Origin of the sequence: Rhizobium ecuadorense, assembly GCF_001187535.1 — a bacterium.
Lineage (GTDB): Bacteria > Pseudomonadota > Alphaproteobacteria > Rhizobiales > Rhizobiaceae > Rhizobium > Rhizobium ecuadorense.
This window is the reverse complement of the sequence record NZ_LFIO01001571.1, coordinates 1-215: the sequence shown is the minus strand read 5'-3', so window position 1 is coordinate 215 and position 215 is coordinate 1. Positions and strand designations below refer to the sequence as shown.

General features: G+C 56.7%; 1 pseudogene. It reads left to right on the top strand.

The features are described from left to right. Positions 1 to 215: pseudogene (locus tag AF337_RS32205) on the top strand (small mechanosensitive ion channel); the annotation flags it as partial.

Sequence of the window (215 nt, the reverse complement as noted above, 5' to 3'; positions counted from 1 at the left end):
TTACGATAGGTTTGGCCGGTATCGTCGTCTGGCATCTTCTCTCCCGCCAACGGCCGACGACGCGACTGGTGGTGCAAATCCTCTTCTTCGCGATGATGACGTTGATCCTCGTCGTCAGCGGCATCGAACCACACCGGTTTCAAGGATATGAATCCGAGGATCCGCAGGCTTTGCTCGTCATCGTCGCGAAATCGCTCTGGTGGATCCATCTGGCG